The sequence below is a fragment of the Mesorhizobium sp. M1A.F.Ca.IN.020.03.2.1 genome (assembly GCF_004023205.1).
Classification (GTDB): Bacteria; Pseudomonadota; Alphaproteobacteria; order Rhizobiales; family Rhizobiaceae; genus Mesorhizobium.
Genome location: NZ_RZSV01000044.1, coordinates 1 through 24,541 on the forward strand (window position 1 = coordinate 1; position 24,541 = coordinate 24,541).

The window sequence follows — 24,541 nt, forward strand, 5'->3', positions numbered from 1 at the left end:
TGACGCGCAGGCTCGTCGTCTTGCCGCAGCCTGAGGGGCCAAGCAGGGTCAGGAACTCGCCCGCCGCAATATCGAGATCGACCGCATCGAGCCCGACCACGCCGCCCGGGAAGACCTTCGAGACGTTCTCTAGACGAACGAGCGCGTCAGGCGCCATCGCGCACCTCGGAGGGTTTTGTCGTGTTGACCCACAGGATCTGGCAGCGCTCGGCGCCCGGATTGCGGAAGGCATGCAGCAGCGTGCTCTTGAAGCCAAAGCTGTCGCCGGCCTTCAGCACATAGGCCGTGGCGTCAACCACCAGCTCGACCTCGCCCGTCATCACAAAGCCGAATTCGTGGCCGGCATGGGCATAAGCCTCGGCGGTGCCGCCGCCGGCCTCGACCGTCACCAGCATTCCGGTGAGTGTGGCGGCGGGCGGCGACAGCAGCGCCTTGGCGATGCCCTCGGACTTGACCGGGATTGCGCGCCGCTTGTCGGCGCGCACGCAGTAGAGGTCGTTGACCGCTTCATCGCCGTCGGCGATCAGGGCCGAGGGCTCGATGTCGAGGGCGGCGGCCAGCGGCCAGATCACCTTGACGCGCAGCGAGGACATGCCGCGCTCGATCTGGCTGAGCGCGCCGATCGATATGCCGGCCTTGGCTGCGAGCTCGGCCAGCGACAGCTTGCGCTCGAGCCTCAGCGCCCGCACGCGCCGGCCGACACGCACGTCGGCATCGTCCTTCGGTTTTGCTTCGTCAGCAATGTCCATCAAATAGTCCTTGTTGTCTTTCCACCGGTGCGGCGCAGCGCCGCCAGGCCCCCCTTCCCCCCTTGTGGGAGAAGGTGTCGCCGAACGCGACGGATGAGGGGTGCTCCAGCGAAGTGAGACGTCGGCGTTCCCTGGATCACCCCTGATCCGTCTCGGCGCTGCGCGCCGATCCACCTTCTCCCACAGGGAGAGAAGGCAAGTGCGCTCAGCCGCCGGCTTTCACCTTCTCGAACATCTTGGCGACGTCGTCGTTCTGCTTCATCGGTCCGGTGAAGATCGTGCTCTTCAGCATCACGTCGGGATCCGCCGGCAGCTGCAGCTTGTCCAGCTCGTCTTTCGACACGCCGGCGAAGGCGGTCGAAAGCGAGCTGCCATAGCCGTAGGACTGGATGAGGTACTTGCCCGAATCGGCGTCGAGCCGGCTGTTGATGAAGTCATAGGCGAGATCGACGTTCTTGGCGTCCTTCAGCATGACGAAGCCGCAGGCCCAGGTGAGCATGCCTTCCTTCGGCTTCATGAACTCGACCGGCACGCCCTGCTTCTTCAGCGACGTGGCCGACGCGTTCCAGGTCATGGCGGCGACCAACTGGCCGCTGGCCAGCGCCTGCTCGACCGAGGTCATGTCGGTGGTGTAGCTCGACAGCAGCGGCCGCTGCTCGCGCAGTTTCGCCGCGACTTTTTCCATCTGCTCCGGCGTCATGTCGAAGGGGTTCACGCCTGCCAGAAGTGCCGCGACGATCGGCGTGTCATGCACGGCGTCGATGGTCGCCATGCGGCCGGCATATTGCTTGTCCCACAGAAGGTTCCAGCTCGCCTCGGGGTTCTTGACCAGATCGGTGCGGTAGAGGATCGAGGTGTTGCCCCAGTCCCACGGCACCATCCAGACCTTGCCGTCGCCGGCCTGCAGGTCGGGCAGGTTCTTGAACACCGGAAAGATCGAATCCCAGTTCTTGATGCGCTTGGTGTCGATCGGCTGCAGCAGGCCTTCCTTGTTCCAGCGCGCCACCTTGTCGTAGCAGGGATGGGCGATGTCGGGCCGGAAGCCGGCCTTGACCTTGGTGAAGGCATCGTCGTCATCGCCGAAGATCGTGGCCTCGACGCCGTCCGGATGCGCGGTGAGGAAGCTCTTGTTGAAGTCGGGCAGCTCGTAGCCCGACCAGGTGAAATATTGCAGCTTGTCGGCAGCCAAAGCGACGGTCGACGACAGCGCCAGGGCGAGTGCGGCTAGACCCGCGCGGGCCTTGTATCCCGTGATCGATTTCAGGTGGACTGTCATTTTCGTTCTCCTCTTCTTTGTTGTGGTTCAGGCTGGATTGCGGCGCGCGGCGCCGAGGCCGCGATGGCGCAGGATCTCGGCGAGGGTGGCGATGACGAAGGACACGGCCAGGATCACCGTTCCGAGCGCCATCACCGTGGGCAGCGAACGCGGGAAGCGCAGTTGGCTCCAAATGTAGAGCGGCAGCGTCGGCTCGGTGCCGGCGAGGAAGAAGACGACGATGAACTCGTCGAAGGAGGTCAGGAAGGCGAGCATGAAGGCCGACAGCACCGCCGGCAGGCTGAGCGGAAGCATGACGCGCCGGAACGTTGTCCAGTCCGACGCCCCAAGGTCGAGCGCCGCCTCGCGAATGGTCTTTGGGATCGCGGCGAATCGACTGCGCATCACCACCACCGTCGTCGGCAGCGCCACCAGGATATGGCCGAGCACGATTGCAACGCGCGACGGGCCGAGGCCAATGAGATTGACCAGGATCAAGAGCGAGATGCCGACGATGACGCCGGGGATTAGGATCGGCAGCCGGGCTATGGCACTGATCGTAGCCGCGAGCGGCGAGCGGCCGTAAAGGTCCATATAGGAAACGGTGATGCCGCAAAGCGTTGCCCCCGAGGCAGCAACGACACCGATGACGAGACTGTTGGCCAAAGCGCCGGACAGCGCCGGATTGCCGTAGAGGGTCTCGTACCAACCGAGCGTGAAGCCCTGCAGCGGAAACGCCGCCTGGATGGAATCGTTGAAGGAAAACAGCGGGATCAAAAGGATAGGCAGATAGAGGAAGACGAGATAGGCAAGCACATAGAGGCCGAGCCAGCGACCGCCCGCATTTGCCTCTTTGCGCGCCGCGCTCATGTGCGGCTGCCAAACCGGCGGTCGGCGCCGCGCGCGACCAGGACCACGCACAGGATGACCAGCATGACGCAGACCGACAGGGCCGCGCCGAACGGCCAGTCATTGGCCTTGCCGAATTGCGACTGGATCAGCGTGCCGATCATGGTGCTGGCCGGGCCGCCGACCATAGCCGGCGTGACATAGTCGCCGACGGTCGGCACGAAGACGACGAGAGCCGCCGCCAGCACGCCCGGCATCGAATTGGGCAGCACGACGCGGCGGAACGACGTGAACGGGCGCGCGCCGAGATCGGAGGCGGCTTCGAGCAGCGATTTCGGGATGGTATCCAGCGCCACGTAGATGGGCAGGATGGCGAAAGGCGCGTAGGCGTGCGCAAGCGTCACCACCACCGCCGCCGGCGTGTTGAGGAAGGCGAGCGTCGGCTCCGACCAGAGGCCGCTTTCGATGAAAGCCGAGTTCAGGACGCCGTTATAGGCAAGCACGATCTTCCAGGCAAAGACGCGCAAAAGGTAGCTGGTCCAGAACGGCAGCGTGACCAGGAAGAGCAGCAGGTTGCGCCGACGGCCGGCATGGAAGGCGAGGTAGTAGGCGACCGGATATGCAGTAGCGACGGTGGCGAGCGTCACCAGGCCGGCGATGACCAGCGAGCGCAGCGTCACCGTCCAGTAGAGCGGATCGGTGGCCACAGTTACGAAGTTTGCCGCGGTCAAGCCGGCGCCGAGCAGCGAGCCGTCATTGCTCCTGAAGGCAAGGAAGAGCACAAGGCCGAGGGCAAAGAGGATGAGGAAGAAGGTGACCAGCCCGCCGGGCAACAGCATGGCAAAGCGGAAGACCGGCGAGATGCGGGTTTCCGGCGATGGCCGCGCTGCAACGATGGTGGACATCTGCTAGCTGCCCATCGGATTTTGAAATCCGCCAATGATTTTTCATATTCCTGAAACTGTCAAGCTAAATCGGTGATGCGCTGCACGCGTTCAACTCAGCGCTCGAAGGCATCCAGCATCCGATACCAGGCGATGGTGGCGGCAACGCCGACCTGGCGGAAGGCGTGGAGCGGGATCGGCCGGATCGGCGACAGCGGGAAAGGCAATTGACTGACATCGCCGGTCGCGAGGTAACCCGCCATGCGCTTGCCCAGCGCGCTCATCAGCCCGACGCCCCTGCCCTGGCAACCGACCACGGCGAGCAGGCCCTTCTCCGGCTCATGCAGGTGCGGAAGATGATCCGGGGTCATCGCCACACGGCCGAACCAGCGCTTTTCGACGGCGATGCCGGCAAGCGCCGGATAGAGGCGCAGCAGCGCGCGTTCGCAATGCGCCCAGTCGGCCGCGCTTGAAGGCAGGGCCATGCGGCCGCGTCCACCCAACACCATCCGGCCATCAGGGCCCTTGCGGTAATAGACCAAGATGCGGCGGGAATCGGAAAAGGCTTGCCCCCCGGGCAGGATGCTTGCCGCAAGCTCGGCCGGCAGCGGCGCCGTGGCGATCTGGAAGGAAAGCAGAGGCACAATCGTCCCGGCAAGCCCGGGGAGCAGGCCGTCCGTATAGGCGTTGGTGGCGAGCACGACCGCCTTCGCGCGCAGTTCGGCGCCGCCTTGCGTGGAGACCCGCCAGACGCCCGCTTCCTTGGTGAGCCTCACCACCCGCTGCTGTTCGGCGATCCCGACGCCGACGTCCGAGGCGACGCGGGCAAGCTCGAGCGTGTAGGACAGCGGATCGATGACGCCGGCGCGGCGGTCGAGCCAGCCGCCAAGATAGCCCTTGGCGCCGGTCATCGCGGCGATCTCGGCTCGGTCGAGCAGCTTGACGTCGGCGCCGCGAGCCCGCCATTGCCGATCCCGGTTCGCCGCCGCCTTCAATGCGGTCTCGGTGTGCGCGGCCTGGATCCAACCGTTCCGCGTGAACGGCACCGCAAGCTTCTCGTCACGGATCACGTCGAACACCGCGTCGGCCGTCGAGGCGGCGAAGTCGACCAGGGCCTCGCCGCGCTCCTTGCCAAAGTGCTCGATCAGCCATTCGGGATCATATTTGAGGCCGGGAATGACCTGGCCGCCGTTCAAGCCCGACGCGCCCTGCCCGATCGCGCCGGCATCCAGCACCTGGACGGAAAGACCGGCGCGGGCCGCGTGCAAGGCGGTCGACAGACCCATGATGCCGCCGCCGACGATCACCGCGTCGAGCGTGCCGTCGCTCGACAGCTCGGACTGCAACGCCGGAGCTGTTGGGGGCTTTTGCCAGATCGGATCGGAAAAGGCTGCGGGCAATTGGTCACCTGAGGCGCTGGAGGCTCGTGAAAATCCTATTGCTGATTTCATGAGCTTGAAAGGGGACCCGATGGGCCAGTCGGCGCTTGGCTATGTGACAGCATGCCATTGGCTCATAACCTCGCCATCGATGGGATAGACGTTTGCCTTAAATCCGGGGAAAGTGCCGCGCGACAATCGAGAGGACAGAAGACCATGACCGATTTAACCCGCCTCCCTGGCGACGGCCTTTTCGTCGGCCGCGCCAGGATCAGCGAAGCCTCCCATCCGCTGGTGGTCACGGTGCGCGCAGGCGAGGTCATCGACATCACGTCGAGCGCGGCGCCTACCGTGCGCGACCTCTGCGAGCTGAAGGACCCGGCCGCCTACGTGCGCTCGGCCCGGGCCAAGGCGATCGGCACACTGGAAGACATCGCAGCCAACAGCTTCGAGTCTCAGCGCGACGCCAAGAAGCCGATCCTGCTCTCCCCCGTCGACCTGCAGGCGGTGAAGGCTTCCGGCGTCACCTTCGTCGTCAGCCTGCTCGAGCGCGTCATCGAGGAGCAGGCGCGCGGCTCCGCGGAAAAGGCCGACGCCATCCGCGCCGACATCGCCGGGCTGATCGGCCATGATCTCTCCAAGCTCAAGCCAGGGTCGCCGGAAGCGATGGAGATCAAGGCCAAGCTGATCCAGCGCGGCGCCTGGTCGCAATATCTGGAAGTGGGTATCGGCCCCGATGCCGAGATCTTCACCAAATGCCAGCCGATGGCCTCCGTCGGCTTCGGCGCCGATGTCGGGCTGCATCCGGTCTCCACCTGGAACAATCCGGAGCCGGAGATCGCGATGATCGCCGACAGCTCGGGCCGCATCGTCGGCGCCACGCTCGGCAACGATGTCAATCTGCGCGATGTCGAAGGACGCTCGGCGCTGCTGCTCGGCAAGGCCAAGGACAACAATGCTTCCGCCTCGCTTGGACCTTTCATCCGGCTCTTCGACGAGACCTTTTCCATCGCCGACGTGAAGCGCGCCACGGTGCGGCTAAGCGTCGAGGGCGAGGACGGTTTTTCGCTGGAGGGCGCAAGCTCGATGGCCGAGATCAGCCGCTCGCCGGAAGAGCTGGTCAGAGCCGCGATGGGACCGCATCACCAGTACCCGGACGGGCTGGCGCTCTATCTCGGCACCATGTTCGTGCCATCGAAGGATCGCGGCGAAAAGGGCAAGGGCTTCACCCACAAGGTCGGCGACACCGTCACCATCTCGTCGGAAAAGTTGGGCGCGCTGATCAACCGGGTGCGCCTGTCGCCCGACTGCCCGCCCTGGACCTACGGCGCCAGCCACCTCATGCGCGACCTCGCCAGAGCCGGTCTGATCTAGCAGCGGATCACAACGGCATACGCTTGCTCATCACTGGAGGCTGATGAGCGCAACGGCGTTTGCCCGGGAAAATATCACGGTAACTGATGCAATCTGATGGGATTGCTGATGGCGTGCGGAGCTGTGCCAACATCCATTGACGATCGAGGCTTGCCAGCGGCCGAAAAAGGGAATGCTCTAGAGGCGTCCGGTCGGCGCGGGCAGGAAGATGCGACCCTTGAGGATCGTATCGCGCCTGATGTGGAGGTGGTTTCAACATGGGAGGAAATCGATGCTTTCGAGGCTGAGACTGTTCGTGCTTGGCTTGATCGCGGCGATCGCCATTCCGGCGATGGCCGAGGCCAAGACGTTCTACTGGATTTCGCATGGCGGCCCGGCCGATCCGGTCTGGACCTACTTCCTCGCCGGGGCCAAGCAATGGGCGACCGACACCGGCAACAAGGTGAACACCTCGTTCCACAATGGCGACGTTGCCTCGCAGCAGGAGGCTGTTCGCGCCGCCATCTCGGCCAAGGCCGACGGCATCGTCACCACCAGCCCCGATCCGGGCAGCCTCGTCGAGATCGTCAAGGAGGCCCGTGCGGCCAACATTCCGATCATCAACTTCAACACGCCCGACCCGAAGGCCGACTTCAACGCCTATGTCGGCGGCGACAACGTCACCTTCGGCAAGCACTGGGCGCAGTATCTGGTCGATAAGGGCCTGGTGAAGAAGGGCGACTTCGTTTGGATGCCGGTCGAGGTGCCCGGCGCCACCTATGGCGTGCAGGAAGAGGAAGGCATCAAGAGCGTGTTCGAGCCGCTCGGCATCACCTATGAGGTGACCGAGGCGACGCTCGACCAGGCCGAAGTGATCACCCGCATGGTGGACTATCTCACCGCCCACAAGGGCAAGGTGAAGGCGATCATCGGCCTCGGCGATCTGGTCACAGGCTCGGTCAAGCGCGTCTTCGACCAGGTCGGCGTCAAGCCGGGCGAAATCCCCGTTGTCGGCTGGGGCAACTCGCTCGACACCACCCAGGAAGTGCTGAACGGCTATGTCAACGCCGCGCAGTGGCAGGACCCGCAGGCGACCAGCTACATCGCGCTTTCGATGGCGGCGATGGCGTCTGCCGGCATTCCTCCGGGCTTCAACGTCATCACCGGCGCGCTCTATGAAAAGGATACCGCCGGCGTCTATGACAAGATCCTGTCCGGCAAGTAATTCCTGACATCCACGGTCGCGGCTTTCGGGCCGCGATCGCCTGGACCGTCGAGTCCTGACTGATCGCAGCGGGCTCGCCAATCGTTGACATCGCGGGCCCAATGGAAAACCGTTCCTTCATCCAAAGTTTCATCGCGCGGCCGGAATTCGGGCCGCTGGTGCTGCTGATCGTCGAACTCGTCATCTTCTGGGGTATAAACCCGGATTTCCTGTCGCCGCAGAACATCTCGAACATTCTTGCCTTCACCGTCGAACTTGGGCTGATCGCGCTGGCGATGACCTTGCTGATGACGTCGGGCGAATTCGACCTCTCGGTCGGCTCGCTGTTCGGCTTCTCGCCGGTGCTGATGTGGACGCTGTTCAATGGCGGGGTCACTTCGCTGGAGATGGGCTTAGCCGTTGCGCTGGTGGTCGCGGCCTTGATCGGGCTTATCAACGGCTGGTTCGTCACGCAGCTCAAGATCCCGTCCTTCCTGGTCACGCTCGGCATGCTGCTCGTCGTGCGCGGCACCGCGCTTTTCGTCACCGATGGCTTTCCGCAGCGCACCTGGAGCGCCGAAGGCAGCTGGCTTGCGGACATCCTGGTCGGCGACTTCTACATCGGCCCGTTCCGCGTCTATGCCTCGCTGTTCTGGTTCATCGGCGCCGCGATCGCGCTCGGTTATGTGCTGACGCAAAGCCGCACCGGCAACTGGATCCAGGCGGCCGGCGGCAATCCCAACGCGGCGCGCGCCCGCGGCGTCAATGTCAGCCGGGTCAAGATCGGCCTGTTCATCCTGTCGGCGGTGATGGCCTCGCTCGCCGGTGTGATCTCGTCGCTGCGCACTTCGGCTGCCAATCCGAACAGCGGCACCGGCTACGAGCTCGAGGTCATCGCCATGGTGGTCATCGGCGGCACGGCGCTGACCGGCGGCCGCGGCACCATTATCGGCACGGTGCTCGGCATCCTGATCCTGCGCGTCATGCGCAACGGCATCGTGCTGATCGGCGTTCCGGGACTTGCCTACAACATCTTCATTGGCGCGATCATCCTCGGGATGATGGCGCTGCACTCATGGCTCGAACGCCGGCACCAGGCAGGGACTTGAAGACGATGGCCGAGCCTCTGATCCGCATGACGAACATCCGCAAGTCCTACGGGCGCGTACAGGCGCTGGTGGACGCCAACTTCCACGTCAACGAAAAGGAGATTGTCGGCCTGCTCGGCGACAACGGCGCCGGCAAGTCGACGCTGATCAAGGTGCTGTCGGGCGCGGTGCCGCTCACCAGCGGCGACATTTTCGTGCGCGGCAAGAAGGTGAATTTCCGCGGCACCAGCGACGCGATCGCTGAGGGCATCGAGACGATCTATCAGGACTCCGCGCTCGTCACGCAGCTGTCGATCGCCCGCAACCTGTTCCTGGGGCGCGAGCCGATCAAACCGCCGCGTTTCCTCAATCGCATGGACCAGGAGGCGATGAACACGGTGGCACGCGACCTGCTCAAGCAGGTCGGCATCTCCAAAAACATCCCGCCGACGACGCCGATCGGCTCGCTGTCGGGCGGCGAGCGGCAAGCAGTGGCGATCGCGCGCGCCATGCATTTCGACAGCGACCTCATCATCCTCGACGAGCCGACCAACAATCTCGGCGTTGCCGAGACGCAAGGGGTGTTGAGCTTCGTGCGCGGCGCCCGCGATTCCGGCCACTCCTGCATCTTCATAGCCCACAACATCCACCATGTGTTCCAGGTCGTCGACCGCATCGTGGTGATGCGCCGCGGCAAGGTGGTGGCCGATGATATCGATCCGAAGAAGACCACAGTGGCGGACGTCGAACGCGTCATCACCGGCATGACGGACAAGGAGATCCGCGATGCGATTTCCGACGGCCCGCAGCCGCATGGCTGATTTGGCCTGACCTTGATTTTTGACTGGGGCTCGATCCTCCCATGACCGGACCCATGAAAGCGACCGTAGCCGACATCGCCAGAAGCTGCGGCCTGTCGACCGCGACGGTCGACCGAGTGCTCAACAACAGGCCGGGCGCAAGCGCGGCCAACCGGCAGCGCGTCTTGGAGGCGGCAAAGCAGCTCGGCTATCTGCCGACGCTCGATCAAGTCGTGCTGCCGTCGAAGCCGGCGCATCTCGAATTCTTCCTGCCGATCGGCAGCAACGCCTTCATGGCCGACCTTGCCCATCATATCGAGGACTATGCCGCGCGCCTGCCGCTGGTCGCCTCCTGCCGCATCCACAACCTCGCCGGCATATCGCCGGGCGCGCTGCAAGGCGCGATCGAGAACCTCTCGCTCAAGGCCAACGGCGTCGGCGTCATCGCCGTCGACCATCCACGCACGCGCAACATTTTGCGCGAGCTGGTCGAGGCCGGCATTCGGCTGGTCACGCTGGTTTCCGATGTGCCCGCGGCCCCCCGCTCGGCGTATGTCGGCATCGACAACCGGGTTGCCGGACGCACGGCGGCGCTGCTGATGGGCCGCTTCCTTGGCGGCCGGATGGGGCACCTCGCGATGGTCGTTGGCTCGCGCTCCTACCGCGGCCACGAGGAGCGCGAGATGGGTTTCCGCTCGGTGCTCGCAGAAGAGTTCCCCAATCTCACCGTCTCCAGCGCCGTCGAGATCAACGACGAGCCCGACGCTAGCTACAGCGCGACCATGAAGGCCTTGCACAACGAACCGGAACTGCTCGGCATCTACTGCGTCGGCGCCGGACGCTCCGGCGTGGCCAAGGCGTTGCTCGAGGCCAAGCCGCGCAGAAAGCCCGTCTTCATCTGCCATGACCTGACCAGGGAAACACGCCGCTATCTGGTCGACGATCTCGCCGACGTGGTCATCGACCAGAACGCGCGGCTGATTGCCGAGCAAGCAGTGATCCGCCTGCTCGGCTCGATCGCCTCGTCGGCGCCGTACCTGACCAAAAAATTCATCGAGCCCCGGCTGATCATGAAGGAAAACGTGCCGGTGCAGTAGGCGCGAATAGCGTCATTGCCGTCGCCTCACTGATTTGTCAGACGATTGATCCGGCAAATCTGCACACCAGCTATGCACGTTTCGTAGTTGCCGAATGGTTGGGCAAATCGTAATTATTGCGGCGTCGGATGTCTTCCTCCTCCCAGACACCGGCGCTGAATGCGGTGCTCCTCCTCCCGCGCCGTATTCGAAATCGAAGCCCGCTGCCTCCTCCTCCCGGCAGCGGGCTTTTTCTTTGCCTGCACTTAGGCGGAGCGCCCCTCACCCGGATATTGCCGAGTCGAATTGCCTTGCAATTCGAGCAATCCGAACTCTCCTGGGGAGAGAGGAGACGGGTCAGCGCCGGCGCTAGCCTGGCCGCGAAGCGGCCGCATCAGGGGAAGCCGCCTTCAGCGTGCCCGGAACGAGGCGATCAGGCTCTCGGCCATGCGCACGAACTGCGCGCTCGGGCCCTCGGCGCCAACGCTCTGCATCGAGACGCGCGCGCCTTCGAGCAACAGCGACAGCGTATCGGCGAGCAACTCGGCCTGGCCGATGCCGGCATCGCGGCAGAGCGCAACCAGCTTCTCGCGCTGGGCTTCCTTCAGTTCCTTGATGACGCGCCGTGCCGGGTGATTGGTCTCGGTGAGCTCGACGGCGGCATTGGCCATGTCGCAGCCGCGACTGTCGGCGCTGAGCAGCTCTGAAGCCTTGCGGACCCAGGCATGCAACTGCGCGAGCTTGTCGCCGGGATGCTCGGCCTCGAACTCGTCCCATATCCTTGAAGCCTTCGCCGCCGTGGCGCGCAGGCATTCGATGATCAGATCGTCCTTGGATTCGAAGTGACGATAGAGCGTCATCTTGTTGGTGCCGGCAGCCTCCGTGATGGCGTCGACGCCGACGCCCTTGATCCCGTGCTTGTGGAACATGTCCTGCGCCGTTTCCAGGATGCGATCCCGGGGGCGGGAACGTTCCGCAACGCCGTCAGTCATCATGCTCTCCTTTCGTCGTTTCCAAAAAAACCGAGGTCACCTCTTGACTAGGGTGTTACCGGTCTGTAACTTTCAGATGTTACTTACTGGTAACACCTATATCACTCCCCGTCAAACGACAAGGCCCACCGATAGCCCTGCCAGAGTGAGATAGGACAGAAAACCTGCCTGTCATGCGGCTTCGGCCGGTGAAAACGAGAAAAAAGCGGTCCGTGATCATCCGATGCGGGCCGCAGCAAGGAGCCGCTCCTATGCAAAAGCGCAAAGACCTGACGATCGACGAAGCCATCCGGGATCCGATGATCCGGCTGGTGATGAAGGCTGATGGGGTCGATCCCAACGCCTTCGAACGGATGCTGCGCTCGCGCGCCGCGGAACAGGCGCCGGACGATGTCCTGCCATCCTTTTTGGAGGATTCCGGCTCCGTCCGGGCCCGGCGCCTGCGCCATTTTGCAAAACCGTTCGGCGAGGCATCCGCGTCATGGTGAACTTCTTCATCCACCGCCCGATCTTCGCATCGGCGATCGCCATCATCATGGTGCTCGCCGGTGCGATCGCCTATTTCCTGCTGCCGGTCTCGCAGTTCCCTGACATCACGCCCCCGCAGGTCGTGGTCAGCGCCCATTATCCAGGCGCCAGCGCGCAGGTGGTGGCCGATACGGTCACCACGCCGCTGGAGCAGCAGATCAACGGCGTGCAAGGCATGACCTATATGTCGTCGACGAGCTCGAATGACGGCTCCTCGACCATCACCATCACATTCGACGTCGGCTATCCGCTGAGCACCGCGGCCGTCGACGTCCAGAACCGCGTCTCGCAGGCCGCATCCTCCCTGCCGGCCATCGTCAACCAGGGCGGCGTCACGATCAAGAAGCAGAACCCGAACTTCGTTCTGATCGTCGACCTCACCTCGCCCGACGGCTCGGTCGATCCGGTGGCGCTGAGCAACCTCGCCTATCTCCAGGTCGTCGATCCGCTGAAGCGGCTGCCTGGCGTCGGCGACGTGCAGATCTTCGGCGAACGGCGCTATTCGATGCGCGTCTGGCTCGATCCGGACAAACTGGCCAATCTCGGCATCACCGCCGTCGATGTGCAGAACGCCATTTCCGAGCAGAACGTGCAGGTGGCGGCGGGCAAGATCGGCCAATCGCCGGCGCCGGCCGGCACCGCCTTCGAGATGCAGGTCAATGCGGTCGGCCGTTTGAGCGACCCGAAGGAATTCGGCGACATCGTCGTGCGCGCCAACTCGCAGAACGGCTCGCTCGTGCGTCTGCGCGACGTCGCCCGCATCGAGCTCGGCGCGCTGCAATATTCGTCATCGGCCTTCTTCGGCAAGGACCCGACCGTGGTGCTCGCCGTCTACCAGATGCCCGGCTCCAACGCGCTCGACCTGCAGCAGCGGGTCAAGGACAAGATGCAGGAATTGTCGGCGCGCTTCCCGAAGGGCGTCCACTACGCCATGCACTACGATACGACGCGCTTCGTCTCGGCCTCGATGCATGACGTGCTGATCACGCTCGGCGAAGCGCTGGTGCTGGTGGTGGCTGTCGTCTTTATCTTCCTGCAGAGCTGGCGCACCACCATCATCCCGACCATCGCCATCCCGGTGTCGTTGATCGCGACGCTGGCGGTGATGTACATGCTGGGCTTCTCGCTCAATATGCTCTCGCTGCTCGGCATGGTGCTGGCGATCGGCCTTGTCGTCGACGACGCCATCGTCGTGGTCGAGAACGTCGAGCGACAGCTGGAGGCCGGCCTCAAGCCGCTCGCCGCGACGCGCGCGGCGATGGCCGAAGTGACGGGCCCAATCATCGCCACCACCGCGGTGCTGATGGCGGTGTTCATCCCGGTCGCCTTCATCCCCGGCGTTTCGGGACGGCTCTACAACCAGTTCGCGCTTACCGTTGCGATCTCGGTCGGCATCTCCGCCTTCAACTCGCTGACGCTGAGCCCGGCGCTGAGCGCCGCGTTCCTGCGCCATCGCGGCGAAACGCAGTTCGTGCTGTTCCGCTGGTTCAATGCCGGCTTCGACTGGCTGTCGCATGCCTACGCGCATGGCGTGCGCATTCTGATCCGGCTGCGCTGGGCCATGCTCGGCCTGTTCGCGGCGGGCTTGGTCGCCACCTATTTCGTCTGGCAGAAGCTGCCCTCGACCTTCCTTCCGGTGGAGGACCAGGGTTATTTCTTCGTCGTCATCCAGTTGCCGGACGGCGCTTCGCTGGAGCGCACCGACGCGGTGGCGCAGAAGGCGCGCGACATCCTGCAGAACACGCCCGGCGTCGACATCGTCGGCTCGATCAGCGGCCTGAACTTCCTCACCAGCGCCGCGCAATCGAACTCGGCGGTGGAGTTCGCCATCCTGAAGCCGTGGGACGAACGCGGGCCCGACCAGAACGCATCGAAGCTGGTCGCCGAGGTGCGCAACAAGTTGCTGCAGATACCGGAGGCGTTTGCGCTCTCATTCGATCCACCCTCGATCCCGGGCCTCGGCACGACCGGCGGCTTCGAATTCCAGGTGGAAGACCTTTCGGGCCGCGGCAGCGCCGCGCTCAACGAGGTCACGCAGGCGCTGATCGCGGAAGCACGCAAGCAGCCGGAGCTCAATCCGCAGCAGCTGTTCTCGTCCTTCTCGACCTCGACGCCGCAGTTCAACTACGACCTCGACCGCAGCAAGGCGAAGCTGCTCGGCCTCAACCTGCCCGACGTGTTCAACACGCTGCAGATCTATCTCGGCTCCCTCTACGTCAACGACTTCAACCTTTTCGGCCGCACGTTCCGGGTGACGATCCAGGCCGACAAGGACGCGCGCGGAAACGCGAACGACATCTCGCGCCTCTACGTGCGCAATGCGTCCGGCGGGATGGTGCCGCTGAGCACACTGGGCAAGCTGGTGCCGATCGTCGGTCCCGAGACCGTGCCGCATTACAACAACAACGCATCCGCCCTCATCAACGGCGGCGCGGCGCCAGGCTTCTCGTCCGGACAAGCGGTCGCGGCCATGGAGCGGGCGGCGGCAAACGTGCTGCCGCGGGACTTCGGCTATGAATGGACCGGCATCACCTATCAGGAGCTCCAGGCCGGATCGATCGCCTCGATCGTGTTCGGCCTGGCGATCGTGTTCGTCTTCCTGATCCTGGCGGCGCAGTATGAAAGCTGGGCTATGCCCTTCATGGTGCTACTCGCCGTGCCGCTCGCTTTGTTCGGCGCCTTCGTCGTGCTCTTGCTGCGCGGCATGCAGATCGACGTCTACTCTCAGATCGGTTTCGTCATGCTGATCGGCCTGGCGGCGAAGAACGCGATCCTGATCGTCGAGTTCGCCCGACGGCGCCGCGAGGAAGGCCTGACCATCGTCGAGGCGGCGATGGAAGCCGCGCGGCTGAGGCTGCGGCCGATCCTGATGACGGCCTTCGCCTTCATCCTCGGCGTGCTGCCGCTGATGTTCGCGACCGGCGCGGGCGCCGCCAGCCGGCAGTCGATCGGCACCACCGTCTTCGGCGGCATGGTGGCGGCGACGATCCTGTCGCTGGTCTTCGTGCCGGTCTTCTATGCGGTAATCGAGAAGCTGCGCGAGCGCGGCGGCGAGAGCGAACCTGCCGCGGGGCCTCACCATGCCCCGCACCAACAAGAGATTGAACCGACCGCCGAGCCCGTCCGGCTCGCCCAGGCGGCCGAATAGGATTGGAGACCAACATGCGTAAATGGAAAATCGCTTTGGGAACGGCGGTCGCGCTGGGCGCAATCTCGGTGGCAAGCGTGCACCTGCTCGACATGGGCAATCTCAGCCTCAGCGCCAGCACTGCGGGCGCGGCACCTGCGCCCAAGGCGTTCGTCATGCCGGTCCCGGTGGTCAACGTCGTCAAGAAGACGCTGCCGATCTATCTCGACTACGCCGCGCGCGTCGAGCCGATCCGCAACATCACCCTGCAGGCGCGCGTGCCGGGCTATCTGCAGGAGCAGACGGCGCAGGACGGCAGCGACGTCAAGCAGGGCGACCTGCTTTACCGGATCGCGCCCGAGGACTACCAGGCAGCGCTCGACCAGGCGAAGGCGCAGGTGCAGCGCGACGCGGCAGCGCTCGATTACGCGCGGTCCAACCTCGGCCGTGGCACCGACCTTGCCAAGGCCGGGTACCTCGCCAAGGACAGCTTCGACCAGCGCACCAGCAACTTGCGCACGGCCGAAGCCGCCCTTGCGGTCGACCAGGCGGCGGTGCGGACGGCCGAGCTCAATCTCGGCTATGCCGAGATCAAGGCACCGTTCTCCGGGCGGATCGGCCGCAACCAAGCCTCGGTCGGCACCCTGGTGAGCGTCGCCGGCACGGTTCTCAACACGCTGGTGCAGCTCGACCCGATCTACGTCACCTTCAATCCGAGCGAGACCGACCTCGTCCAGATCGAGCAGGCGAAGGCCAACGGTCCGATTGCGGTCGACGTGCTGTTGCCCGGCGAGACCGAGCCCAGCCAGAAGGGCCAGCTCACCTTCATCGACAACACGATCGATCATTCGACCGGCACGATCACGGCGCGGGCAACGATCGGCAACGCCAAGTTCGCGCTGCTGCCCGGGCAGTATGTGCGCGTGCGGCTGCATGTGAAGCAGCAGCCCAATACGCTGATGGTGCCGCAGGTGGCGCTGGGTTCCAGCCAGCTCGGCAAATACCTGTACGTCCTCGGCAAAGACAACACTGTAGACCAGAAGCTGGTGTCGCTCGGCCCGACCGACGGCGATCTGATTTCCGTCACCTCAGGCATCTCCGAGACCGACCAGGTGATCACCGGCAATTTGCAGAAGATCGGACCCGGAATGCCGGTTTCTCCCTTGCCGGAAACGAAACCGGCCAGCTGATAATCCCCCATCAGTCCCGGTCCGACGGCGCCCTCGACACCCACATCGAGGGCGCCGTTTTGTTTGCGCGCCTGCCATCCGCGAAAAAAACGATAGCCACCCTCTTGTTGGATTGTCGACAATCTGCTTGTCTTGCAGTCGGTTCATCCGGAGTGGCCCACATGTCAAAGCTGGATTTCAGTCCGATCGCGGATACGACGCGCAGGGCCGAGATCGTCGCGCTGCTCAGGCGCGCCATTCTGACCGGCCAGCTGGAGCCTGGGCAGAAGCTCAACGAACTCCGCATTTCCGAGCAGATGCGGGTAAGCCGCGCGCCGCTGCGCGAGGCGATGCGCGAGCTGGTGCAGGAAGGTATCCTGACCAGCATTCCCTATGCCGGAACCTTCGTTGTCGACGTCAGCGCCAAGGACATCGTCGACGCCTATTCCCTCAACAAGGTGCTCGACGACTTTGCCATCGAGCTCGCCTGGCCGCAGCGCGACCAGCGCTTCTTCGACGAGCTCGACCGCCGCCACGAAGCGGTGAAGCAGGCGACGCGGGCGCTCGACACCATGCGCCAGATCGAGACGGCGCTGCAGCTGCACGGGCTGGTCTACGAGTGGGCCGACAATTCGGTGCTGCTCGAAACCTGGCAGCGGCTGACCAGCCGACTGCAAATGTATTTCGCCCTGCACCAGCGTGCGCGGAACGAGCCGGTACCGGCCGAGGACCTGCACGAAACCTATGTGGCGCTGCTCAAGGGCACGGACATGCGCGCTGCCCAGCGCCATGCCCGCGAGCATATCGACAACGATTTCGAAGCGCTTCTTGCCTATGCGCGCAGCCTCGAAAAGCGCGCATCGAAGGGCGCCTGACAAACCCGCGGACAAACGGACACCAACGTGAAGATCAAGAGCATAAAAGCCTACCATGTCGTGCAGCCCTTCGTGGACGGACCCTACCGCATGTCCAAGGGCCGGGTCGCCGACTGTTTCGATGCGGTAATCGTCGCCATCACTTCCGACACAGGCGTGACCGGCTGGGGCGAGATGGCGCCGCTCGGCAATTTCTATTCTGCCGCGTTTCCGGCGGGAACGCGCGCGGGCGTGCCGGAGATCGCGCCGCATCTCATCGGCCATGACCCACGCGGGCTGGCCGGCATCGTCAGGTTGATGGACACGGTGTTCAAGGGCCATCCCTACGTCAAAGCCGCGCTTGATATGGCTTGCTGGGATCTCGCTGCTCGCGCGGCCGACGTGCCGTTGGTAGCGATGCTCGGCGGCCGCGAGAGCGAGACGGCGGAACTTTACCGGGTCGTGACCCACGGCACGGTCGACCAGATGGCGGCACTTGCCAAGCGCATCGTTGCCGAAGGCTACCATCGGCTGCAGGTCAAGGTCGGCGGCAATGTCGGTGACGACATCGAGCGCGTGAGCGCCGTCGCATCAGCCGTGCCGAAGGGCACGGTGATCTTCTGCGACGCCAATGCCGGCTGGACGCCCTACCAGGCGCGCCAGTTCGCCGATGCCACGCGCGGCATCGACTACACATTCGAACAGCCCTGCACGACGATCGAGGAGAATATGTCGGTGCGCCGCATGCTCGACAAGCCGATGGTGCTCGACGAATCCGTCACATCGCTGGGCGAGATGCTGGAAATCCATCGCCGTGGCGCGGCCGATGGGCTGACGCTGAAGATCTCGCGCCTCGGCGGCGTGACGCAGACGCGGCTGATCCGCGACGTCGCCGTCGAGCTCGGTTTCATGGTCACCATCGAAGACACCGGCGGCGCGGAGATCGACACCGCCGCGATGGCGCATCTGTCGCTGTCGACACCGGAGGAGCGCCGTCTGCATGCCATCGCCTTCCACGAATGGGTGACGGTGCGCACCGCCTCCAACAAGCCGCCGGTCGCGGGCAGCCGCATGGGCATTCCCGACGGCCCCGGGCTCGGCATCAACGTGGTGCCGGACCTGCTCGGCAAGCCCTTCTTCGAGATCGGCTGAGATGAAGATCGGGAGCAGCGCCGCAACGCCGATCGCGCTAGCAGGCTTTTCGCTGAGCTGAACTGGGAGATCGCCAAAAGGAAAGGAGACCGGCAAATATCGAATCGAGGCGGCCACGATTTCGATCGGGCTGCACGCCCGAGTTAGGCATGCATCAAGAAAATCTGACTTTTCCGCTTCAAGGAGCGGATGGACCGGACCAAAGTGCATGTTACAGTTCGTTCGACTGAATTCTTGACGATGGCCGGGACCGGAGAACTCCACGGAACGTCGTCAACCGGAATGCACTCGCCAACCACAAGAACTGGGGAAAGGGTTTAGACCCATGAGCAAGAACTACCGCGTCCTCGACCTCATCCGGCGCAACCGCACGCCGCTCGAAAATCACCTCATCGACGGCCTCATCGACGGCCGCGTCAGCCGCCGCGATTTCGTGCGCCACGGCAGCCTGCTCGGCCTGTCGCTGCCGCTTCTCGGCCGCATCGGCATGGCGGCCGGCTTCGGCGCCGCGCCCTCGCTTGCCCGCGCCCAGGGCGCGCCGGGCGCCACCATCCGCGTCGGCAGCAGCGTGCCGGCCGCCGCGATCGACCCGGTCACCATCGCCGACGCCGGCGGCCTGCTCGTCATGCAGCAGGTCGCCGAATTCCTCTGCGTCGACGGCCCCGATCTGGTGCTCAAGCCGGCACTGGCCGAAAGCTGGAAGCCGAATGCCGATGGCTCGGTGTGGACGTTCACGCTGCGCAAGGGCGTCAAGTTCCACTCAGGCGGCGAGATGAAGGCCGAGGACGTGGTGGCCAGCATCGACCGGCTTGCCGATCCCGCCAACTCCTCCAACGCGCTGTCGGTGTTCCGCGGCATCCTCTCGAAGGGCGCCAGCAAGAAGGTCGACGAATACACGGTGGAATTCCATCTCGACGCGCCGAACGGCAACTTCCCCTATATGCTGTCGTCCGACAACTACAACGCCGTCATCATCCCGGCGAGCTACAAGGGCGATTACGAAAAGAGCTTCGACGGCACCGGGCCGTTCAAGCTGGAGAAGTACACGCCCAAAGTCGGCGCCTCCTTCGTTCGCAATGAGAACTACTGGGGCGAAAAGGCCCTGCCGGAGCGCACCGAATTCACCTTCTTCACCGATATCCAGCCGCAGATCCTGGCGCTGCAGGGCGGCCAGATCGACATCATCAATCAGATGCCGGTGCTGGCGGGCGTCGCCGTCCTCAACGATCCGAACGTGAACGTCATCAGCCTGAAATCGTCGGCGCATCAGCAACTGCATCTGCGCTGCGACGACGGTCCGATGAAGGACCCGCGGGTACGCCGCGCCATCGCGCTCAGCATCGATCGCAAGAAGTTGGTCGCCGGCCTGATGAAAGGGCGCGCCCAGGAGGGCAATGACAGCCCGTTCGCCGGGGTCTATCCGTCGACGGACACCAGCGTGCCGCAGCGCGAGCAGGACATCGCGCAGGCCAAGCAGCTGATGGAGGCGGCCGGCGCCGGCAAGGGGTTCAAAATAACGCTGACCACCGAGCGCTATCTGGAAATCCCCGAGTACGCGCAGCTGATCCAGAACTGGGTCAAGGAGATCGGCATCGAGCTCGAGCTCAACATCCTCGACCAGAGCGCCTATTACGGCGATGCGGTGTTCGGCAAATCGAACTGGCTGGATTCGGTGATGGGCATCACCGACTACGGCCACCGCGGCGTGCCGAACGTCTATCTCGCCGCGCCATTGAAGAGCGAGGGCACCTGGAATGCCGCGCATTTCAAGAACAAGGACTATGACCAGCTGGCGACCAGCTATATCGCGGCCCTCGACCTCGAGGCGCAGAAGGCTGCAGCCGGCAAGATCCAGAAGCTGCTGCTCGAGGAAACGCCGGTGATCTTCGGCTATTTCTACGACTATCTGACGGCGACGGCGAAAGGCGTGGCGGGCGTGCAGCCCACCGCGATGTCGCAGCTGTTCCTCGAAAAGGCTTCGAAAGCCTGACGCGAGGGAGCAAGCTTATCCCTGACAGCCGGCTCTCGACGGAGAGCCGGCTCCAATAGGAGTATTCGTCATCCTCGGCTTCCTCATCCGGCGCCTGGCTCTGTCGCTTGTGACGCTGTTCCTGCTCAGCGTCATGGTGTTCCTGGGCGGCCAGGTGCTGCCCGGCAATGTCGGGCGCGCGATATTGGGGCCGTTTGCCGACCAGCGCGCCGTCGACGCGCTCAATCACTCGCTCGGCGTCGACCGGCCGCTGCTCGTCCAGTACGGAAGCTGGATCTGGAATTTCGTCCATGGCGACATGGGCACGTCCTACATTTTTCGCGCGCCGGTGGCGCCCTTCGTCATCGACGCGTTGGGAAATTCGATGAAGCTGGCGCTTGTCGCCTTCGTGCTGGTGGTGCCGATCGGCATCCTCGGCGGCGTGATCGCCGCGCTCAACCTCAACCGGCCGCTCGACCGCATCATCAGCCTCGGCGGATTGTCGGTGACGGTGCTGCCCGAGTTCGTCACCGGCATCATCCTGATCCTGATCTTCGGCGTCTGGCTGCGCTGGCTGCCGATCGCGGCGGCCTGGCCGAAGGGTGCCGGCGTCTTCACCCAGCTCTATTATCTCATCCTGCCGTCGCTGCCGCTGTTTCTGGTGCTGTTCGGCTATATCGCTCGCATGGCGCGGTCGGGGATGATCGAGGCGCTCGACTCCGACTATACGCGCACCGCGGTGCTTAAAGGTCTGCCCTGGCGCACGGTGATCTGGCGGCATGTGCTGCGCAACGCGCTATTGCCGACCATCACCGTCATCGCAACCCAGACCGGCTACCTCATCGGCGGCCTTGTCGTGATCGAGACGCTGTTCCGCTACCAGGGCATCGGCTCGCTGATCTTCACTGCCGCCCGCGGCAAGGATTTTCCGATGCTCGAGGCCGGCATCCTCACCATCGGCATCGTCTATGCGGTGGCCACATTGATCGCCGATTTCCTCTATTCGGTGCTCAATCCGCGCATCCGGCTGGGAGCGGAGCAATGAGCGCGACAGACACACCCGCTAACCTGCCAACGCCGGACGCCGCGACACAGCGCAGCCCCTGGGGCGAGGTGCTGCATTCGCTCTTGCGATCGGGAACCTTCCTGACCGGGCTCGGCATCGTCCTGCTCTGGATCGTCTGCGCGCTGTTCGGCGAGCATTTCGTCCCCTACGATCCGCTTGCCGACGACATCATCAACGCGCTGGCGCCACCGTCGGCCGAGCACTGGTTCGGCACCGACCAGATCGGCCGCGATGTCTTCTCGCGGGTCATCGTCGGCTCACGCGATATCCTGATGGTGGCACCTTTGGCCACGATTCTGGCGACCATTGCCGGCACCGCGCTCGGGCTCGTCATCGGCTATTTCCGCGGCATCGTCGACGATATCGTCAGCCGTATCCTCGAAGCCTTCATGGCAATCCCGGTGGTGATCATCGCACTGCTCGCCATCGTCGCGCTCGGCACCTCCAAGATCACCGTGATCGTCGTCATCGGCTTGAGCTTCGCACCGATCATCGCCCGCACGGTGCGCTCGGCGGTGCTGGCCGAACGCGAGCTCGATTATGTCGCGGCGGCAAAGCTTCGCCACGAAGGCGCGCTGCACACGATGTTCGTCGAGATCCTGCCCAACGTGATCCCGCCGATCCTGGTCGAGACGACAGTGCGTCTGGGCTATGCGATCTTCGCCGTCGCCACGCTCTCCTTCATGGGCTTCGGCATCCAGCCGCCCTCGCCCGACTGGGGACTCTCGATATCCAGCAATTACGGCATGATCGGCGGCGGCTTCTGGTGGACGGTGCTGTTCGACGCGCTGGCGATCGCCTCGCTGGTGATCGGGGTCAACCTGGTGGCCGACGGCGTCCATGGAGCGTTCAATGACTGACAGGAACGCGCTCGAGCTCAACGATCTCTCGGTCGCCTATCGCGTCGGGCGCCGCAACCGGGCGGTGCTGCGCAATGTCAGCTTCAAGATCGGCCGCGGCGAGGCCTATGGGCTGGTCGGCGAATCCGGCTGCGGAAAGTCCACCGCGGCGCTGTCCGTGGTCCGCTACCTGCCGCGCAACGGCTCGATCACCGGCGGCTCGATCGCGCTCGACGGCCGGGATGTGATGAAGCTCGATGCCGAGGCGCTCAGACGCGCCCGTGCGGAAAGCGTCTCCATGGTCTATCAGGATCCCGGCAAGGCGCTGAATCCATCATTGCGCATCGGCCGCCAGCTCACCGAGATCTTCGAGCTTGCCGGCATGTCGGGACAGGCGGCGAGCGACAAGGCGATCGCGATGCTCAATCTTGTGCGCATCTCGGATCCGGCCAGTGTCATGCAGCGCTGCCCGCACCAGCTTTCCGGCGGCATGCAGCAGCGCGTGGCGATCGCAATGGCCTTGGCCAACGACCCCTCGATGCTGATCCTCGACGAGCCGACGACGGGTCTCGACGCCACGGTCGAAGCCGAAGTGCTCGACCTCATCGCGCAACTGCGCCGCGAGCTTTCGGCCTCAATCCTGTTCATCAGCCACAACCTCGCCGTGGTTTCCAACATGTGCGACCGGGTCGGCGTGCTCTATGCCGGGATGCTGGTCGAGGAAGGCTCGACCAAGGACGTCTTCAACGATCCGCGCCATCCCTACACGGTCGCCTTGCTGCGCTGCCTGCCGCGCGGCGGCCAGCGCAAGGACCAGGGCCGGCTCGACACGATCCCCGGCTTCCTGCCCGGCATCGGCGCTACGATCGTCGGCTGCGCCTTCGCCGACCGCTGCGCGCTGGCGACGGAGCGCTGCCGCAGCGAGCCGCCGCCGCTCTATGAGCTTGGAGGCGGCCGGCTGTCGCGCTGCCACTATCACGACAAGGCGCAGTCGCTGCCGCGCGCGACACCCGCCGAAATTGCCGCCGTCGCGCCGAAGCAGGCGCCGCCAGTGCTGCAGGTCGAGGGGCTGAACAAGACCTATGCCAGCCATGGCCGTGCATTGAGAGCGGTGAAGGACGTTTCAGTCAGCCTCCGGCCCGGCGAGACGCTCGGGTTGGTCGGCGAGTCCGGCAGCGGCAAGACCACCTTCGCGAGGCTGCTGCTCGGCCTCGTGCCGCCGGACGAGGGCGGCAGCATCGAACTGGAGGGCAAGCAGTTGGCGCCGCGGCTTGCCAGCCGCTCGGAGGACCAGGTCAAGGCGGTGCAGATCGTCTTCCAGAATCCGGATTCGGCGCTCAACCGTTCGCATTCGATCCGGCATATCCTCAGCCGCGCTTTGAAGCGGTTGGGCGGGCTCACCGGCAAGTCGCTGGAAGCGCGCCTCGAAGAGCTCGTCCGCTCGGTGCGGCTCACCGACCGGCATCTCGCCGTCAAGCCGCGGCAGCTTTCGGGCGGTCTGAAGCAGCGCGTGGCGATCGCCCGCGCCTTCGCCGGCGATCCGCGCATCGTCGTCTGCGACGAGCCGACCTCGGCGCTCGACGTGTCGGTGCAGGCGGCGATCCTCAACCTCTTGGCCGACCTGCAGTCGAAGCAGGATGTGAGCTACATTTTCATCTCGCACGACCTCGGCGTGGTGCGCTATCTGTCCGACAAGATCGCGGTGCTCTATCTCGGCCGCATCATGGAGTTCGGACCGTCGGAAGCGGTGTTTTCCGGCCCGCATCACCCTTACACGGAAGCTCTGTTGTCGGCCGTTCCGAAACTCGACCGGACGGAAAGCTCGCGCATCCGCCTCGACGGCGAAATCCCGAGCGCGGCCAACCCACCCACGGGTTGCGTCTTCCACACGAGATGCCCGCGCAAGATCGGCGCGATCTGCGAGACGCAAGTGCCGGAACTTTCCGAGGCAGAGCCCGGGCACACAATTCGATGCCATATTCCTTTCGCGGAGTTGGCAAGACTGCAGAAGCCGAAGGCCGTGGAGCCGGCGTGATAGCCGCCAGAAAGCGGCCGCGCCTGCTGGATTCGCTGCGCGCGATGGTTGGCGCAGGGCGGCAAGCGCGCTGACACCATCGCGCTAGTCGACGTCCAGGCAAACCTCGTTTCGAACCGCCGCGTAGGGTCCCTCGCGCCTTCCCTCGATCCTGCCGGATCTCCCCCCGCCCC

At 64.5% G+C, this 24,541-nt stretch carries 21 protein-coding genes; 14 read left to right on the forward strand and 7 right to left on the reverse strand.

Translation table 11 applies throughout. The features are described 5' to 3' along the window. From EOA79_RS09860 to EOA79_RS09885, 6 genes are all read right to left on the reverse strand, one after another. Positions 1 to 157 (reverse strand): ATP-binding cassette domain-containing protein (locus EOA79_RS09860; RefSeq protein WP_128292988.1); only part of this gene is annotated, 157 nt, incomplete at its 3' end. Next, positions 147 to 749, reverse strand: coding sequence for a cupin domain-containing protein (locus EOA79_RS09865; protein ID WP_095823847.1), 603 nt, complete (start codon positions 747 to 749; stop codon positions 147 to 149). The genes EOA79_RS09865 and EOA79_RS09860, both read right to left, overlap by 11 nt. Positions 750 to 954: 205 nt before the next feature. Next, positions 955 to 2,025 (reverse strand): ABC transporter substrate-binding protein, encoded by a 1,071-nt coding sequence (locus EOA79_RS09870; RefSeq protein ID WP_066988891.1) that lies wholly within the window; start codon positions 2,023 to 2,025, stop codon positions 955 to 957. A gap of 27 nt (positions 2,026 to 2,052) precedes the next feature. Then, positions 2,053 to 2,874 (reverse strand): ABC transporter permease, encoded by an 822-nt coding sequence (locus EOA79_RS09875; RefSeq protein WP_067327787.1) that lies wholly within the window; start codon positions 2,872 to 2,874, stop codon positions 2,053 to 2,055. Next, the gene (locus EOA79_RS09880; RefSeq protein WP_095776234.1) at positions 2,871 to 3,758 is read right to left on the reverse strand and encodes an ABC transporter permease; all 888 of its coding nucleotides are present in this window, start codon (positions 3,756 to 3,758) and stop codon (positions 2,871 to 2,873) included. Before EOA79_RS09880 ends, EOA79_RS09875 begins: the two co-directional genes overlap by 4 nt. A gap of 95 nt (positions 3,759 to 3,853) precedes the next feature. Next, a complete protein-coding gene (locus EOA79_RS09885) occupies positions 3,854 to 5,137 on the reverse strand; it encodes an FAD-dependent oxidoreductase (RefSeq protein WP_095823849.1) in 1,284 nt (427 codons plus the stop codon). Positions 5,138 to 5,332: 195 nt separating this feature from the next. On the opposite strand from EOA79_RS09885, the gene EOA79_RS09890 reads away from it, so the two are divergent. From EOA79_RS09890 to EOA79_RS09910, 5 genes are all read left to right on the forward strand, one after another. Then, the gene (locus EOA79_RS09890; RefSeq protein WP_095823850.1) at positions 5,333 to 6,490 is read left to right on the forward strand and encodes a fumarylacetoacetate hydrolase family protein; all 1,158 of its coding nucleotides are present in this window, start codon (positions 5,333 to 5,335) and stop codon (positions 6,488 to 6,490) included. 271 nt (positions 6,491 to 6,761) lie between these two features. Continuing rightward, positions 6,762 to 7,694 carry a substrate-binding domain-containing protein gene (locus EOA79_RS09895; RefSeq protein ID WP_095823851.1) on the forward strand — a complete coding sequence of 311 codons (933 nt, stop codon included), beginning with the start codon at positions 6,762 to 6,764 and terminating at the stop codon, positions 7,692 to 7,694. 101 nt (positions 7,695 to 7,795) lie between these two features. Next, on the forward strand, positions 7,796 to 8,782 hold the full coding sequence (locus EOA79_RS09900) for an ABC transporter permease (protein ID WP_095823852.1): 987 nt from the start codon (positions 7,796 to 7,798) through the stop codon (positions 8,780 to 8,782). A 5-nt stretch (positions 8,783 to 8,787) separates the two neighbouring features. Continuing rightward, entirely contained in the window at positions 8,788 to 9,582 is a 795-nt protein-coding gene (locus EOA79_RS09905; protein ID WP_095823936.1) for an ATP-binding cassette domain-containing protein, read from the forward strand. A gap of 53 nt (positions 9,583 to 9,635) precedes the next feature. Next, the gene (locus tag EOA79_RS09910; protein WP_095823853.1) at positions 9,636 to 10,658 is read left to right on the forward strand and encodes a LacI family DNA-binding transcriptional regulator; all 1,023 of its coding nucleotides are present in this window, start codon (positions 9,636 to 9,638) and stop codon (positions 10,656 to 10,658) included. A gap of 389 nt (positions 10,659 to 11,047) precedes the next feature. Here the strand turns inward: EOA79_RS09910 and EOA79_RS09920 are convergent, their stop codons facing one another. Beyond that, positions 11,048 to 11,629, reverse strand: coding sequence for a TetR/AcrR family transcriptional regulator (locus EOA79_RS09920; protein WP_095823937.1), 582 nt, complete (start codon positions 11,627 to 11,629; stop codon positions 11,048 to 11,050). A 173-nt stretch (positions 11,630 to 11,802) separates the two neighbouring features. On the opposite strand from EOA79_RS09920, the gene EOA79_RS09925 reads away from it, so the two are divergent. The 9 genes from EOA79_RS09925 (at position 11,803) to EOA79_RS09965 (ending at position 24,368) form a co-directional block, all read left to right on the forward strand. After that, positions 11,803 to 12,117, forward strand: a complete 315-nt coding sequence (locus EOA79_RS09925) for a hypothetical protein (RefSeq protein WP_245322299.1) — start codon at positions 11,803 to 11,805, stop codon at positions 12,115 to 12,117. Beyond that, on the forward strand, positions 12,111 to 15,305 hold the full coding sequence (locus EOA79_RS09930; RefSeq protein WP_095823854.1) for a multidrug efflux RND transporter permease subunit: 3,195 nt from the start codon (positions 12,111 to 12,113) through the stop codon (positions 15,303 to 15,305). The genes EOA79_RS09925 and EOA79_RS09930 overlap by 7 nt, the downstream gene beginning before the upstream one ends. A 14-nt stretch (positions 15,306 to 15,319) precedes the next feature. Continuing rightward, on the forward strand, positions 15,320 to 16,474 hold the full coding sequence (locus EOA79_RS09935) for an efflux RND transporter periplasmic adaptor subunit (protein ID WP_095823938.1): 1,155 nt from the start codon (positions 15,320 to 15,322) through the stop codon (positions 16,472 to 16,474). A gap of 161 nt (positions 16,475 to 16,635) precedes the next feature. Further along, positions 16,636 to 17,328, forward strand: coding sequence for a GntR family transcriptional regulator (locus EOA79_RS09940; protein WP_067327778.1), 693 nt, complete (start codon positions 16,636 to 16,638; stop codon positions 17,326 to 17,328). Between the two features lie 27 nt (positions 17,329 to 17,355). Further along, positions 17,356 to 18,459, forward strand: coding sequence for a mandelate racemase/muconate lactonizing enzyme family protein (locus tag EOA79_RS09945; protein ID WP_095823855.1), 1,104 nt, complete (start codon positions 17,356 to 17,358; stop codon positions 18,457 to 18,459). A gap of 325 nt (positions 18,460 to 18,784) precedes the next feature. Then, on the forward strand, positions 18,785 to 20,449 hold the full coding sequence (locus tag EOA79_RS09950) for an ABC transporter substrate-binding protein (RefSeq protein ID WP_095823856.1): 1,665 nt from the start codon (positions 18,785 to 18,787) through the stop codon (positions 20,447 to 20,449). Between the two features lie 85 nt (positions 20,450 to 20,534). Further along, positions 20,535 to 21,473 (forward strand): ABC transporter permease, encoded by a 939-nt coding sequence (locus EOA79_RS09955; protein ID WP_280950680.1) that lies wholly within the window; start codon positions 20,535 to 20,537, stop codon positions 21,471 to 21,473. Then, complete coding sequence (locus EOA79_RS09960; RefSeq protein WP_095823939.1) at positions 21,470 to 22,354, forward strand: ABC transporter permease; 885 nt, start codon at positions 21,470 to 21,472, stop codon at positions 22,352 to 22,354. The genes EOA79_RS09955 and EOA79_RS09960 overlap by 4 nt, the downstream gene beginning before the upstream one ends. Then, on the forward strand, positions 22,347 to 24,368 hold the full coding sequence (locus EOA79_RS09965) for an ABC transporter ATP-binding protein (protein WP_245489850.1): 2,022 nt from the start codon (positions 22,347 to 22,349) through the stop codon (positions 24,366 to 24,368). The genes EOA79_RS09960 and EOA79_RS09965 overlap by 8 nt, the downstream gene beginning before the upstream one ends. Positions 24,369 to 24,541: the final 173 nt, after the last annotated feature.